The organism is Streptomyces sp. SYP-A7185 (assembly GCF_046103685.1).
In the GTDB taxonomy this organism is placed as follows: Bacteria; Actinomycetota; Actinomycetes; order Streptomycetales; family Streptomycetaceae; genus Streptomyces.
Genome location: NZ_CP122310.1, coordinates 1,540,879 through 1,552,303, shown reverse-complemented (window position 1 = coordinate 1,552,303; position 11,425 = coordinate 1,540,879). Strand labels below are relative to the sequence as shown.

The following is an 11,425-nucleotide window of genomic DNA, read 5'->3' as shown; positions in this document are numbered from 1 at the left end:
TTCGCCGGGTGTCTCAGGAGCCGGTTCCGGTCCGTCCCCAGTCCGGTCCGGCCTTCTCCCAGGCCTGGTCCCAGCGGTCGTAGCGCCGCTGGACGATGCGCCAGACGACGATGCGCCTGGCTCCTTCGACGAGGCCGACGACGGCCGCGGCGGCGCCGATTCCGGCCAGCGCCGCGTGGGTGCCCGCCGTCGCGTCGTCCAGCGGGCGGCCGACCACCTGGCCGTGCTCGTCGGTCCAGAGGCGGAAGCGGTCGCCGGGGTCGGGGGAGCGGAGGGCGGCGAGGACCGTGCCGGAGTGCGCCGTGCCGTCCGGGGCCGTCCACTCGGCCAGCACCCGGCTGTGCCGGTCGCGTGCGGAGGCCGTCTCGGGGTCGGGGTCGACCGGGGGTCTGGAGACCTTCTTGACCACCGTGCCCGTCACCTCGTGACGCACCTCGCGCTGTTCCCGCACCGACTGAAGGAGGGCGTCCCGCGAGGCGCCGCCGATCGCGAAGCCGGCCAGCGGCGCGGCGACGGCGATGAGCAGCACGGCCACGAAGGCCACCCAGGCTTCGACGAGGTCGGTCTTCCGGCGCAGCGGATTGTGCCGCCAGCGCCAGAGTCCGACGAGTGCTCGCACAGTCCTGCACCCCCTTCCGCGTCCGTCATCACCACGAACGGCACGGCCCACACACCGGCGGGGAGAAGAGAGAGGCATATCACCCTTCTCGTCCCCGCTCAACGACCATGCCCGGCCTTCGGGTTCCCCGGCCCGATGCCGTCAACCTACCCGTCGGTCAAGGACGGTGAACGGGTCGCCGATCCGGATCGGACCGGTCGTCTCCGGCACCAGATTCTGGCCGAAGACGAGCTGGTCACCGAAGCGGCGGTGCTTGGCGAGGGTCCGCAGCGGCTCTTTGCCGCGCTCGGCGGTGCGCTGGTCGGTGGTGGTCACGACGCAGCGGCCGCACATCTTGGCCACCCGGAAGGTGACCTCGCCGATCGCGACGCGCGCCCAGTCGTCCTCGGCCCAGGGAGCCGTCCCGTCCACGACCACATTCGGCCGGAAACGGTTCATGGGCAGGGGGCCCTCGTCGGAGTGGTCGCCCTGGGCGATGAGCGAGTTCAGGGCGTCGAGGGAGGAGAGCGTGGTCAGGAGCAGCGGGTAGCCGTCGGCGAAGGAGACGGTCTCGCCGTCCTCGGCGTACGCCGGATCGATGGGGCGCCGGGTGGCGGGGTCGGCGAGGTGGACGAGCCGCACGTCCGTCTCCAGATGGGCGCTGAACCAGGCGTGCGCGGCCTCGGCGGCGGGCTCCGCCTCCACCTTGTCCTTCCAGATCTCCACCGTGACGGTCTCGCCGGAGGGCGGCACGGCGACGGTCAGCGGCTCCCGGCCGGGTGCGGACATGCGTATGCCGCCGCCGGGCAGGTGCTCGGCGGCGGCCAACGCCAGCCTCGGATGAGGCCGTTGCGTGACGAGCCGTCCCGCGCCGTCGACCAGCATCCACCGCCGGTCACCGGCGAGTCCCCAGGGCTCGACGACGGCCTCACGCGGAGCGTGTCCCCCGACCGCCTTGAGCGGGTAGAAGTGGATCGAGTGCAGCGCTGGATTCGGCATGCCGTCATCCTGCCAGCAGCCACTGACAGGGACGCGCGCGGGCGAATCAGTAGCCGCGGTAGGGGCGGTTGTACGGATCCTCGTACGTCGCCGGGGCCGGGCGGGGTGCCGCGGGGCGCATGGCCTCGTAGCCCGTACCGGCCGGGGGGCGCTGTTGTTGCTGGGGGCCCGGGTATCCGCGCGGCGCCGAGGGCTGCTGCGGGATGTACGGCGCGGGCGCCTGTTGCAGCGGTGCGGGCTGCTGCGCGTAGCCGTACGAGGGGTTGTGGTGGGACGGTGCGGCCGGCAGCGCCGGCAGGGCGGCCGGGAGCGCGGGCAGGTGACTGCCCGTGTCGTACGCGGAGGGGACCCGGATCGGGGCGATCTGAGGAGTACCCCGCTCGGCGACAAGGGAGTCGTAGATCGGAGTGTCCGGGAAGGACGGCGCGGAGTAGTAACCGCCGCCATAGGTGGAGCGGGGGGAGGTCATGACACATAAGTTAAGCCCTTGATGTGCTGGTTGGGGAGACCGATAAGAGGGTTGTTTTACGTGTCGGTAGTGAACTGAGATCCCCAATGCGAGCGAACTTAGGAAAAATCGGTCGCGCGGCGGCGTAGGGATCCTGTAAAAGCCAAGCTCCGTACGGGTTACCGGCGGTTGACGCACGGTTGACACCAGGGGTGTGCGGCGGGCTCCGGGCGGCGGGCGTGGGCCACTCGGGGGTGCGGGTAATAGGTTGGTCATGAACGGGACGGCGGTCGGCCGGACGTGGCCACTTGCGATGGGGGCGGACATGACAATGCCTAAAGGATCAAATGTTCCCGTGCCGGCACCTGCCGTGCGCGTCGAATTGGGGTGGACTTCAGGGGCCGGCGTGCCGGACGCCGACGCGTCGGCGCTGTTGCTCGCCTCCTCCGGGAAGGTCCGCTCGGACGACGACTTCGTCTTCTACAACCAGGCGGTCCACTCCTCCGGCGCCGTGCGCCATGAGGGCAAGAAGACCGACGGTGGCCGGGTGACCGACGCGCTCGTGGTCGACCTCGCGCGCGTGGAGGCCGCCGTCGAGACCGTGGTGCTCGCCGCCTCGACGGACGGCGGCACGTTCGGACAGGTCCCGGGCCTGTTCATCCGGGTCGTCGACGCGGCGAACGGCGCCGAGATCGCGCGCTACGACAGCGAGGACGCCACCGTCGAGACGGCGTTCGTCCTCGGCGAGCTCTACCGCCGCCAAGGCGCGTGGAAGTTCCGCGCCGTCGGACAGGGCTACGGCAGCGGACTCCAGGGCCTGGCCACCGACTACGGGATCTCGGTGGACGAACCGCAGCAGGCGCCGGCGCCCGCTCCGGCCGCCGTGCAGCCGCCCCCCGCCCCGGTCGCTCCCGCGGCCCCCGCCCAGGCTCCGCCGCAGCCCCTCGCGTCCCCCGCGCCCGCGGGCCCGCCCGTGCGGCTGACCAAGGTCACGCTCACCAAGGACGCCCCGTCGGTCTCCCTCACCAAGCAGGGCGGCACCTCCGGGGCGATGCGCGTGAACCTCAACTGGGAGGTGCGCAAGCAGTTCAAGGGCTGGGCGAGCAAGCTCGGCCGGGCCGTGGCCATGCACGCTGACCTAGACCTGGACCTGTGCGCCCTGTACGAACTGGCCGACGGCCGCAAGGGCGTCGTCCAGGCGCTCGGCAATGCCTTCGGGTCGCTGGACCAGCCGCCGTACCTCCTGCTCGACGGCGACGACCGCACCGGCGCGGTGGCCAGCGGCGAGAACCTCACGGTCAACCTCGACCACATCAAGGACTTCAAGCGCATCGTCATCTTCGTGACGATCTACGAAGGCGCGCGCAGCTTCGCCGACCTGAACGCCACGGTGACGCTGCAACCGCAGCACGGCGCCTCCATCGACTTCTCGCTCGACGAGTGCACGGTGCCCTCCACGGTGTGCGCGCTCGCGCTGCTCACGAACAACAACGGCGACCTGTTCGTCCAGCGCGAGGCCCGCTACCTGGTGCCCGAGCGCGGCGTCAGCCCGCAGCGCACCATCGACTACGCCTACGGCTGGGGCATGAACTGGACGCCCGGCAGGAAGTAGCGCCCCGGCCGAGGCCTCACCGGCGTCCGGGAGCGGGATCGGGGCGGGCGTAGGTCCGCCCCTTCCACGCCGCCCCGCGCCCCCGGTAGTGCCGCACCGCCGAGTCCACCGTCATCAGGAGGTAGAGGAAAGCGGTGAACGGCAGCAGGGGAGCGAGCCACAGCGTCTGCCGGTAGTAGCGCAGCATCGGGACGTATGTCGCCGTCATCACCAGCCACGCGGCCCCGCCGAGCGCGGCGGGCAGGGCGCTGCCGGCGGCCAGGCCGCCGAGCAGGGCCGCCGGGGGCACCAGATAGACCAGGGCGAGTCCCAGGACCGTGCCGAGCAGGATCAGGGGCTGGTGGCGCAGCTGGGCGTAGGCGCTGCGCGAGACCATCCGCCACAGGTCGCCGAGGCCCGGGTACGGGCGCACGCTGTCGACGCGTTCCGCGAGGCCCAGCCAGATGCGGCCGCCCGAGCGCTTCACCGCCTTCGCCAGCGTCACGTCGTCGATCACCGCGTGCCGGATGGAGTCGGGGATGTCCGCGCGCTCGGCGGCCGCGGCGGCGAGCAGGACGCAGCCGCCGGCGGCCGCGGCCGTGCGCGAGCCCTTCTTCGCGATCCAGCGGAACGGATACAGCTGCGCGAAGAAGTAGACGAACGCCGGGACGACGAGCCGCTCCCACATGCTCGCCACGCGCAGCCGCGCCATCTGCGAGACAAGATCCAAACCGGTCGTCTCCGCCGCGGCGACCAACTCCCGCAGGCTGTCCGGCTCATGGGCGATGTCCGCATCGGTGAGCAGCAGATACCGGGGCTCACGCGCGCGTGCCAGGCCCATGCCGTGCTGGACGGCCCACAGCTTGCCCGTCCAGCCCGGCGGCGGCTCTCCCGGTGAGCCGACCGTCAGGGGCAGGCCTCCGTGCCGATCGGCCAGGGCGCGGGCCAGCTCGCCCGTGCCGTCCGAACTCCCGTCGTCCACGAGGAAGATCTCGGCCCGCCCGGGATAGTCCTGGGCCAGCAGCGAGGGCAGGCTGTCGGGCAGCACGGCGGCCTCGTCACGGGCGGGCACGACGACACAGACCGAGGGCCAGGCGTCCGGTTCGCGGCGCGGCGGCAGACGCAGGTCCGTGCGCCAGAAGAAGCCCTGTCCCCACAGCAGCCACAGCCAGGCGGCAAGCGAGGCGGCGGCGGTCCACACAACGGCGCTCATCCGCCGCAGTCTGCCCCACGCGGGCGGGCGCCACAGGCCCATCGACTATGGTGACCGGGTGAAGATCGCGCTCATGGACTCCGGTATCGGCCTGCTCGCCGCCGCGGTGGCGGTACGTCGTCTGCGGCCGGACGCCGAGCTCGTCCTCTCCTCGGACCCCGACGGGCTGCCCTGGGGACCGCGTTCCGCCGAGGACGTCACCCGGCGCTCGCTCGCCGTCGCCGAAGCGGCCGCCGCGCACCGGCCCGACGCGCTGATCGTCGCCTGCAACACCTCGTCCGTGCACGCCCTGCCCGCGCTGCGGGCCCGCTTCGAGCCCGAGCTGCCCGTCATCGGGACCGTGCCGGCGATCAAGCCGGCCGCGGCCGGCGGCGGCCCCATCGCCATCTGGGCCACCCCCGCGACCACCGGCAGCCCCTACCAGCGCGGCCTCATCGAGGAGTTCGCCGGCGGCGTGGCCGTCACCGAGGTGCCCTGCCCCGGTCTCGCGGACGCCGTGCAGTACGCCGACGAGGCGGCCATCGACAAGGCGGTCGCCGCGGCAGCCGCCCTCACCCCGCGTGACGTAACGGCCGTCGTCCTGGGCTGCACCCATTACGAGCTGGTCGCCGAGCGCATCCGCGCGGCCCTCCAGCAGCCCGGTCAGCCGCCCCTGGTCCTGCACGGCTCCGCCGGAGCGGTCGCCGCCCAGGCCCTGCGCAGGACCGGCGAGGCCCCCGGTCCCGGAAACGGCACCGAGGGCGGCCTGACGGTGATCCTCAGCGGCCGCACGGCCGAGCTGCCCGTCGCCGCCCACACGTACGCCGAAGGCAGGCTGCTCGCGGCGGCCACTCCCGCGCGCTGAGCCTCCGCGGAGCCACGCGCCCGGTGCAGCGCACGGGCCCCGCAGGGGCCTGCCCGCCCCGTCCCGTACGGGCGAACGGCGCGCACGTCCGCCGACCGCGCCCCGGCCCCTGTACGCAAGGGGACCGGGCGTCCAGGCGGGACGGTGACGCTCCGCGATGCGGTGCCTTCCGACCGGAACGTCGGTACTCTCGTTCGCATGAGGGACCACACGCACGGTGAGCGGGGCAGCACGGCCGACGTCCCGCCGGAAGTCTGGACCGGCAGCGCGACCAACCGCGTGCAGTGGCTGCTTGCGCTGTCCGGCGCTCTCTGCCTGGCCCTGGGGATCGAGCTGGCCGTCGACAACATGTGGACGTCCGGGGTCGCCGCCCTCGCCATGTCCGTCGTGGGGTGCATCGCAGCCGGGCTCCTGATCCTGTTCGGCACCCTCGCCTTCGTGCACGTCGCCGTGAAGGTCGACAAGGACTGCCTGGAGGTGCGCTGCGGCCACATGGGGCTGCCGCGCCGCCGCATCCCCCTCTCCCACGTGGTCGGCGCGGAGTTCGCGCAGGCCGTCAGCCCCCGGCAGTGGGGCGGCTGGGGCTATCGCTCGCGGCCCGACATCGGCACCGCCGTCGTGGTCAGGCGCGGGGAGGGCCTGGTCCTCGTCCTGGGCGACGGCCGCCGGTTCACGATCACCGTCGACGACGCCGAAGCGGCCGTACGGATCATTCGCGCCCGGCTGTCCATGGCGGCCCGCCCGGCGCTCTGACCTGCGCCGGTTCCTCGCCCAGCGGTCGCGCCGTGGCGATGCCCGCGAGATATCCCGCCCCTGTCGTCACCGCCGTCAGGCTCAGCGCGTTGCCGACCGAGGCCACCGCGGCGAGCGCCGTCAGGGCCGCGCCCGCCGACAGGACGACCTGGGTGGAGCGCGGCGAGCGGTACAGGGCGTACAGCAGCCAGCAGAAGACCGCCGCCAGCAGGACCACACCGATCAGACCCTGCTCGGCCGCCTGCTGCAACGGCGCCGAATGCGGCTTGCCGTCCGCCAGGAAGTGTTCGGCCACCGTGGGGCTCGAATCGGCGAACCGGCCGGGGCCCACGCCGAGCACCGGCTCCTGGCCGGTGAGCGCCAGCGCGTCGTGCCACAGCTCGACCCGGTAGCCGTCCAGCTGGCCCTCCAGGGACGCGCTCAACCCCTCCGGGAGCACGTCGTCGGCGATGGCCCAGGTCAGACCGGTCACCACCGCCGTCGCCAGGGCGAGCCCGGCGAGGCCGAGCACCCGGCGCCGCATCAGCGCGGTCGCCAGCGAGCAGAGCAGGATCCCGGTGCACGCGACGGCGGCGGCCATCGAGCCGGCCACCAGCGCGGTCACCGCGATGCCCACGGCCAGCAGCCGCATCGCGAGCCCCACGGCGGGGCTCCGGGCCGCCCAGGCCGCGCAGCAGGCCGCTCCCGTCGCCAGGATCAGGAGCGCCGCCGTGGCGCCGGTGTGGCCGAGCGGCGCCGCGCTCACGGGGCCCGGCGAGAGCTGCGGGGCCGCGATGGCGAGGCCCACCCCGGCCAGCGCGCCGACGCAGGGCGCGGCGACCGGCAGCAGCGCGCCGCCGATCCGCCCGCCCGCGTACCCCGCGGCCACGGCGAGCACCGCGAGGAGCACACCCTCGGGCTGGCCGCCGTGCACCCCCGCGGTGATCAAGGACCATGCCGCGCACACGCCGAGCAGCGCGCAGCCCGTCGCGTCGGACGTGCTGCGCCGTTCGTACGCCCCTGATCGACCGGCCGTCGCGGCCATCCCCGTTGTCCCCACCCCGTCGCCCCCCGTCGATATGACGGGTCCCGAACGCTGTGGCTTGATCCGGCCGCAGGTCAGGGACTCGGGCACACCGTAACCGCTGCAACGGGGAGTTGTGGACATCTTGCGCAGGAACGATCCGTCGATCGCCCGTCCGACGCCTGCGCGCGTCTTGCCTCCCGGGGGCCGCGGAAGCGGTGTCTGCCAGGCACGACCGTCCTGTCGGTGTCCACGTGACGCGCCGTACACTCCCCGAGTGACCGCCACCACCACCTCCGTAGACGAGTCGGAGCAGCTCGGACCGCAGCCCGCGCCCGCATCGCGCAAGGCCCGGTTCCTGCGAGCGCTCGTCCCGGCCACCGCGGCGGCACTCTCCGGAGTGCTGCTCTACGTCAGCTTTCCGCCACGCACCCTGTGGTGGCTCGCCCTGCCGGCCTTCGGGGTGTTCGCCTGGTGCCTGCACGGCCGCGGCTGGAAGGCGGGCCTGGGACTGGGCTACCTCTTCGGTCTCGGCTTCCTGCTGCCGCTCCTGGTGTGGACCGGGGTGGAGGTCGGGCCCGGGCCGTGGCTGGCGCTCGCCGCCATCGAGGCGATGTTCGTCGCGCTGGTCGGAGCGGGCATCGCGGTGGTCTCCCGGCTGCCCGGGTATCCGCTGTGGGCGGCGGCCCTGTGGATCGCCGGCGAGGCGGCACGCGCGCGCGTGCCGTTCAGCGGATTCCCCTGGGGCAAGATCGCCTTCGGGCAGGCGGACGGGGTCTTCCTGCCGCTGGCCGCGCTCGGTGGCACGCCCGTGCTCGGGTTCGCGGTGGTCCTGTGCGGCTTCGGGCTCTTCGAGGTCGTCCGCCAGGCCCGCGAGGTGCGCACCGCCCGCGTCGTGCGCCGGGGTGCGGCGGCAGCGGCCCTGCTCGGCGTGCTCGTCCCGGTCGCCGGTGCCTTCGCCGCGCGCCCGCTGGTGAGCGACGACGCCGAGGACGGCACCGCGACCGTCGCGGCCATCCAGGGCAACGTCCCGCAGGCGGGCCTGGAGTTCAACGCCCAGCGCCGGGCCGTGCTCGACCACCACGTGCGCGAGACCCAGCGGCTGGCGGAGCGGGTGAAGGCGGGCAAGGCGAAGCAGCCTGACTTCGTGCTGTGGCCGGAGAACTCCTCCGACATCGACCCGTTCACCAACCCCGACGCCCGCGCGGCCATCGAGCGCGCGGTCAAGGCGATCGGCGCCCCCATCTCGGTGGGCGGCGTCGTCCAGGCCAAGGACGGCAGGCTCTTCAACGAGCAGATCCTGTGGGACCCGCAGAAGGGCCCCACGGACACCTACGACAAGCGGCAGATCCAGCCCTTCGGCGAGTACATCCCGCTGCGCGGCGTCGTCGGCTTCTTCAGCAGCGACGTGGGCATGGTGCGCCAGGACTTCAGCCGCGGCTCCGAGCCCGGCGTCTTCACCATGGCGGGCACGAAGGTGGGACTTGCCACCTGCTACGAAGCGGCCTTCGACTGGGCGGTGCGCGACACCGTCACGCACGGCGCGCAGCTGATCTCCGTGCCCAGCAACAACGCGACGTTCGACCGCAGCGAGATGACCTACCAGCAGCTGGCCATGTCGCGGATCCGCGCCGTCGAGCACAGCCGTACGGTCACCGTCCCGGTGACCAGCGGGGTCAGCGCGATCATCATGCCGGACGGCCGTGTCTCGCAGAAGACGACGTGGTTCACCGCGGACTCCCTGGTCGAGGAGGTGCCGCTGCGTTCGTCGAAGACCCCGGCGACCCGGCTCGGTGTCCTGCCCGAGGGCCTTGTGGTGCTGATCGCGGCGGGCGGGCTCGGCTGGGCGGTCACCGGCGCCGTACGGGAGAAGCGGGCCCGCCAGGCCCGTTAGGGTCGAAGGCATGGCAACTCCTGACTTCATCCGCGCGATCCGGGCCGACGCCGGCCACCAGCTGCTCTGGCTCCCCGGGGTCACCGCCATCGTCTTCGACGACGAGGGCAGAGTGCTCCTGGGGCGCCGCTCCGACAACGGCAAGTGGTCGGTCATCGGCGGCATCCCGGACCCGGGCGAGCAGCCCGCCGCCTGTGCCGTGCGCGAGGTCTTCGAGGAGACCGCGGTGCACTGCGTGGCCGAGCGCGTCGTGCTCGTCGAGGCCCTGGAGCCGGTGACCTACCCCAACGGCGACACGTGCCAGTTCATGGACATCACCGTGCGCTGCCGTGCCGTGGGGGGCGAGGCCCGCGTCAACGACGACGAGTCGCTCGACGTGGCCTGGTTCGCCCTGGACCAGCTGCCCGATCTGCACGAGACCGGGCTCTTCCGGATCAAGCAGGCCATGGCGGAGGAGCAGCCCACCTGGTTCGACCGGAGCTGACGGGCGCCGCGCTCCGGCTCAGCTCGCCTTGATCATGTCGGCGCACTTCTCGCCGATCATCATCGTGGTGATGCACGGGTTGACCGCGGGCAGGAACGGCATGACCGAGGCGTCGGCGACCCGCAGCCCGGTGACGCCCTTGACCCGCAGTGCGGGGTCGAGCGGCGAGTCCGCGTCGTCGCTCGCGCCCATCCGCACGGTGCCCGCCGGGTGGTAGACCGTGTTGTGGGTCTGGCGGATGTAGGCGAACAGCTCGTCGTCGGTCGTGGCGTCCGGTCCCGGAGCCAGTTCGGCGCCCGTCCAGCCGGCCATCGGCGCCTGCGCCGCGATCTTGCGGGCGAGCCGGATGCCGTACGTCATCACGCGGATGTCGTGCTCGTGCGTGAAGTAGCGCGGGTCGACCTTGGGCTTGTCCCGGAAGTCGCGGCTGCGCAGCTCGACCGTGCCCGTGGAGCGGGCCCGGGTGACGTTCGGGGTGAGGCAGAAGGCGTTGTCGGTCGTGGGGTAGCCGCGCCGGTAGGTGTTCAGGTCGAAGGGCACCGAGCCGTAGTGGAACATCAGGTCCGGGCGGTCGAGGCCCGGTTCGGTGTCCGCGAAGATGCCGATCTCCCACCACTGGGTGGAGGAGGTGACCATCGGCTGCTTCGCCTCCCACATGATCACGCCCTCGGGGTGGTCCTGGAGGTGGGCGCCGACTCCGGGGGAGTCCACCCGCACCTCGACGCCGCACTCGCGCAGCTGCCCGGCGGGGCCGATCCCCGACAGCATCAGGAGCTTCGGCGAGTCGATCGCCCCGCAGGAGACGACGACCTCGCGGCGCGCCGAGACGGTGCCGCTGTGCACGGTGTCCGGCTCCAGGTACTCCACGCCCGTGCAGCGCCGGTTCTCGTCGAACAGCAGCCGCTTGGCCTGGAGCCCCGTGCGCACCTCCAGGTTGGGCCGCTTGCCCAGAACCGGGTGCAGGTACGACACCGAGGCCGACGAACGGGTGCCGTCCGTGCGGGAGTTGATCTGGAACCAGTGGGCGCCGCGCACCACCGTCGTGCCGGTGTTGAACGGCGTGGTGGGGATGTCGGCCGCCGCGCACGCCTCCAGCAGGGCCGTTCCGCAGGGGTCGTTCGGCGGGACGCTCATGATGTTCACCGGGCCCGAACGGCCGTGGTGGTCGCCGGGTGCGTCGTTCGTCTCCAGGCGCTGGTAGAGCGGGAAGCAGTCCGCGGCGCTCCAGCCCGTACAGCCCAGGGCGCCCCATTCGTCGAGGTCCTCGGCCGGTGCCCAGAAGGCGATGCAGGAGTTGTGCGAGGAGCAGCCGCCGAGCACCTTGGCGCGGGCGTGGCGCATGAAGCTGTTGCCGTTCTCCTGCGGCTCCACCGGGTAGTCCCAGTCGTAGCCGGACTCCAGCAGGGCCATCCACCGGTCGAGTCGCAGGATGTTGTCGTCGCCGACGTCCGAGGGGCCGGCCTCCAGCACGCAGACGGTGACGTCCGGGTCCTCGGTCAGCCGCGCGGCGACGACGGCGCCTGCCGTCCCGCCGCCGACGACCACGTAGTCGAACTCGGCCTGGGGGCTCTGTGCGGGCATGACGACTCCAGACGTAC

At 72.8% G+C, this 11,425-nt stretch carries 11 protein-coding genes; 5 read left to right on the top strand and 6 right to left on the bottom strand.

All coding sequences use genetic code 11. From position 1 onward, the window contains the following. Positions 1-13 precede the first annotated feature (13 nt). The 3 genes from QBL25_RS06610 to QBL25_RS06600 form a co-directional block, all read right to left on the bottom strand. Positions 14-619, bottom strand: coding sequence for a hypothetical protein (locus tag QBL25_RS06610; RefSeq protein ID WP_409056052.1), 606 nt, complete (start codon positions 617-619; stop codon positions 14-16). A 141-nt stretch (positions 620-760) separates the two neighbouring features. After that, positions 761-1,597, bottom strand: a complete 837-nt coding sequence (locus QBL25_RS06605) for an MOSC domain-containing protein (protein ID WP_409056051.1) — start codon at positions 1,595-1,597, stop codon at positions 761-763. 46 nt (positions 1,598-1,643) lie between these two features. Continuing rightward, entirely contained in the window at positions 1,644-2,066 is a 423-nt protein-coding gene (locus tag QBL25_RS06600; RefSeq protein WP_409056050.1) for a DUF6643 family protein, read from the bottom strand. Between the two features lie 292 nt (positions 2,067-2,358). On the opposite strand from QBL25_RS06600, the gene QBL25_RS06595 reads away from it, so the two are divergent. After that, on the top strand, positions 2,359-3,657 hold the full coding sequence (locus QBL25_RS06595) for a TerD family protein (RefSeq protein ID WP_409062569.1): 1,299 nt from the start codon (positions 2,359-2,361) through the stop codon (positions 3,655-3,657). Between the two features lie 16 nt (positions 3,658-3,673). Here QBL25_RS06595 and QBL25_RS06590 read toward each other — a convergent pair whose 3' ends face one another. Next, entirely contained in the window at positions 3,674-4,849 is a 1,176-nt protein-coding gene (locus tag QBL25_RS06590; protein ID WP_409056049.1) for a glycosyltransferase, read from the bottom strand. A gap of 58 nt (positions 4,850-4,907) precedes the next feature. On the opposite strand from QBL25_RS06590, the gene QBL25_RS06585 reads away from it, so the two are divergent. Next, complete coding sequence (locus QBL25_RS06585) at positions 4,908-5,693, top strand: glutamate racemase (RefSeq protein WP_409056048.1); 786 nt, start codon at positions 4,908-4,910, stop codon at positions 5,691-5,693. A 198-nt stretch (positions 5,694-5,891) separates the two neighbouring features. Next, positions 5,892-6,446 (top strand): hypothetical protein, encoded by a 555-nt coding sequence (locus QBL25_RS06580; protein WP_409056047.1) that lies wholly within the window; start codon positions 5,892-5,894, stop codon positions 6,444-6,446. Here the strand turns inward: QBL25_RS06580 and QBL25_RS06575 are convergent. Then, a complete protein-coding gene (locus tag QBL25_RS06575) occupies positions 6,403-7,470 on the bottom strand; it encodes an O-antigen ligase family protein (protein ID WP_409056046.1) in 1,068 nt (355 codons plus the stop codon). The genes QBL25_RS06580 and QBL25_RS06575 overlap by 44 nt on opposite strands. A gap of 256 nt (positions 7,471-7,726) precedes the next feature. Here QBL25_RS06575 and lnt point away from each other — a divergent pair, with 256 nt between their 5' ends. Both lnt and QBL25_RS06565 read left to right on the top strand, forming a co-directional pair. Further along, positions 7,727-9,343: an apolipoprotein N-acyltransferase gene (gene lnt / locus QBL25_RS06570; RefSeq protein ID WP_409056045.1), complete on the top strand. Its 1,617-nt coding sequence runs from the start codon at positions 7,727-7,729 to the stop codon at positions 9,341-9,343. A gap of 10 nt (positions 9,344-9,353) precedes the next feature. Next, positions 9,354-9,827 carry an NUDIX hydrolase gene (locus QBL25_RS06565; RefSeq protein ID WP_409056044.1) on the top strand — a complete coding sequence of 158 codons (474 nt, stop codon included), beginning with the start codon at positions 9,354-9,356 and terminating at the stop codon, positions 9,825-9,827. Between the two features lie 18 nt (positions 9,828-9,845). Here the strand turns inward: QBL25_RS06565 and QBL25_RS06560 are convergent, their stop codons facing one another. Further along, positions 9,846-11,408 carry a GMC family oxidoreductase gene (locus QBL25_RS06560; RefSeq protein ID WP_409056043.1) on the bottom strand — a complete coding sequence of 521 codons (1,563 nt, stop codon included), beginning with the start codon at positions 11,406-11,408 and terminating at the stop codon, positions 9,846-9,848. Positions 11,409-11,425: the final 17 nt, after the last annotated feature.

Excerpts from the sequence above, each read along its gene's own strand:
- QBL25_RS06605 (WP_409056051.1), bottom strand. The coding sequence starts at position 1,597 with ATGCCGAATCCAGCGCTGCACTCGATCCACTTCTACCCGCTCAAGGCG.
- QBL25_RS06575 (WP_409056046.1), bottom strand. The coding sequence starts at position 7,470 with ATGGCCGCGACGGCCGGTCGATCAGGGGCGTACGAACGGCGCAGCACG.
- QBL25_RS06565 (WP_409056044.1), top strand. The coding sequence starts at position 9,354 with ATGGCAACTCCTGACTTCATCCGCGCGATCCGGGCCGACGCCGGCCAC.
- QBL25_RS06580 (WP_409056047.1), top strand. The coding sequence starts at position 5,892 with ATGAGGGACCACACGCACGGTGAGCGGGGCAGCACGGCCGACGTCCCG.
- QBL25_RS06595 (WP_409062569.1), top strand. The coding sequence starts at position 2,359 with ATGGGGGCGGACATGACAATGCCTAAAGGATCAAATGTTCCCGTGCCG.
- QBL25_RS06590 (WP_409056049.1), bottom strand. The coding sequence starts at position 4,849 with ATGAGCGCCGTTGTGTGGACCGCCGCCGCCTCGCTTGCCGCCTGGCTG.
- QBL25_RS06560 (WP_409056043.1), bottom strand. The coding sequence starts at position 11,408 with ATGCCCGCACAGAGCCCCCAGGCCGAGTTCGACTACGTGGTCGTCGGC.
- QBL25_RS06600 (WP_409056050.1), bottom strand. The coding sequence starts at position 2,066 with ATGACCTCCCCCCGCTCCACCTATGGCGGCGGTTACTACTCCGCGCCG.